A 2,746-nucleotide genomic window follows, 5' to 3' on the forward strand; every position below is an offset into this window, starting at 1 on the left:
GCTTCGATTTGCTTTCTAATAATGGGCGTTCAAACTTGTTGTAAATTCTATAAATAAGTGTGTCTTCAACTGGTTTTTCATGGTTATCTTCTTCTCCTTTTTTATCTTTTTCTCTTAAGAAAATATAGCCTAAATATGGCGTTATTGTTAAGGCAACAAATAGAGATAATATCATCGCTATTGATGCTCCAATTGGCATTGGTGCCATATATGGACCCATTAATCCAGATACAAAAGCCATTGGTAAAACAGAAGCTATTACAGTAAATGTGGCTAAAATGGTTGGGTTTCCAACTTCGTTAATCGCATATAATGCGGCTTGTTTAAACGGCAAGCGTTTCATTTTAAAATGCCTGTGCATATTTTCGGCAATAATAATGGAGTCATCAACCACAATACCTGTTACAAATACCAAAGCAAATAATGTAATTCGGTTCAGGGTGTAATCCATCATGTAGTAACTCAACAACGTTAAAGCAAACGTAATTGGAACCGATAAAAACACCACCAATCCGCCTCGCCAACCCATTGCTAACATTACAACGATAGTTACAGCAAAGATAGACCCTATAAGGTGCCATAATAATTCAGATACTTTATGAGAAGCCGTCTCACCATAATTTCTAGTTACTTCAACATGTACATCATCAGGAATTAAAGTAGTACGTAAATGATCTACTTTATCGATAATAATTTCAGCAAGTTTCATGGCATCAGCACCTTTTCGTTTTGCAACCGATATAGTTACAGCAGGATATTCCGATTTGTATTCAGTAGATTTTTCACCACCTTTTCCAAAACCTAAACTCACATAATTTTGTGGCACTTCAGGGCCATCAATAATTTTAGCAACTTGCTTTAAATATATAGGTTGGTTTTGTTGTACACCAACTACTAAGTTTTCAACATCGGTAACCGATTCTAAAAACTTTCCAGTATTTACAAGGAATTCGGTATCATTTTTATCAAAACTTCCAGCGCTCATTTGAGAGTTATTCGCTTTAATCATTTCTGAAACTGATAAGAAATCCAATCCGCTCGAAGCCAATTTGTCTTTATCTAATACCACACGTAATTGACGGTTTCTACCTCCAATTTTATGCGTAATGGCCACATCATTCACCTTTTTAATTTCAGACTCTAATTCTTGAGCCATTTGGCTTATTTGGTAATCGTCGTAATTCTCGCTCCACAACGTTAAACCTAACATAGGCACATCATCAATAGCACGTGTTTTTATCAAGGGTTGGGTTACACCTTGAGGCATTTCATCCATGTGCTTATTAATTTCATTATATAATTTCACTAGCGAGCGCTCAATATCTTCACCTACATAAAACTGTACGATCACCATACCTTGCTCCTTCATCGACGTAGAATACACGTATTCTACACCTTTAATATTTGAAATTAATTGTTCTAATGGCTTTATAACTCGCGATTCCACTTCCGTAGGACTAGCACCAGGATATCCAACAAAAATATCTGCAATAGGCACATCAATTTGTGGCTCTTCCTCACGCGGAATTAAAAACGAACTATACACACCAACCACCATAAACACAATCATTAACAAGACTGTTAACTTCGATTGCATAAAGATTTTGGCAATTTTTCCTGCGATACCTTCTTTCATAATTAGTATTTTTTTTCATTCCCACGAAGGTGGAAATATTTATTTTTTGGGCGTTTTAACAGGCTATCCGTTACAATCTTTTTTTGCCATATATGGCAGCAAAAAAGGATTTCCATTTCTACCTGCCTGCCGGCAGGCAGGTCCTTAACGCGGCTTTTTAGTTATTGAATTGAAATTTTTGCTCCATTATAAAGTTTGCCTTCAGTTGAAACAATGTATGCTTCATCTGCATTCAAACCAGATAATACTTCTACTTGATCGCCAAAAGTTCTTCCCAAACGTAACCAACGCAACATAGCTGTGTTACTTTGACTTACCGTATAAACACCTGATAATTGGCCATTAGTTACAATAGCTTCATTTGGAATTAAAACCATAGCTGATTTTGCTTTACGTTCAATAGGAAATTGAACGGTTGTAAACATACCAGACAAAATGGTAGCCTCTGTTTTATCTAAATCTACTTTTACTAAATATTGTCCGCCTGTATTTTTAGCAGAAGTACTCACTTCAGTTACTTTTCCTTTTATGGTTTGGTTTATTGATTTTACCAACACATCTACAGTATTTCCTTTTTTAATTTCAGAAATTTCAGATTCTGGTACCATGGCCATAACTTCAAAACTACCTGGTGTTTCTATACTAATTAAAGGCATTCCCGGATTTGCCATATTTCCTGCTTCAACATTCTTGCTAGTAATTGTTCCGTTAAAAGGAGCAGTAATATTACTGTAAGTAAATTGTGCGTTAATTTCGTTTTTCATTTGATTAGCCGATTCTAAACGTGCTTTTGCCATTTCAAAATTAGCAGTCATATCATCCATTTCTTTTTGAGATGCACTATTATTAGCAAACAAGTTTTTATAACGATTGTAATCTTTTTGAGCATTAGTAAATGCTGCATTCGCTTCTGTAATGCCTGCATTTACTTGCGCTTTTTTAGCTTGTAAATCGGCATTATTTATAGAAATTAATAATTGACCCTTTCGAACTTTATCGCCAACATTAACGTGAACTTTGTTAACATAACCCATCATTCGGGTGCTTAAATCTGCACTATTTGTAGCCTGTATTTTTCCGCTTACATTTAAAAACGGACTGTTGCCATTG

At 35.2% G+C, this 2,746-nt stretch carries 2 protein-coding genes; both read right to left on the reverse strand.

Annotation, left to right across the window (positions count from 1 at the left end; translation table 11 throughout):
* Positions 1–1,636 (reverse strand): efflux RND transporter permease subunit (locus tag WBN21_RS09285; protein ID WP_424199604.1); only part of this gene is annotated, 1,636 nt, incomplete at its 3' end.
* Positions 1,637–1,797: 161 nt separating this feature from the next.
* Positions 1,798–2,746 (reverse strand): efflux RND transporter periplasmic adaptor subunit (locus tag WBN21_RS09290; RefSeq protein ID WP_424199606.1); only part of this gene is annotated, 949 nt, incomplete at its 5' end.

Source organism: Algibacter sp., assembly GCF_049667265.1.
GTDB lineage: Bacteria > Bacteroidota > Bacteroidia > Flavobacteriales > Flavobacteriaceae > Algibacter_B.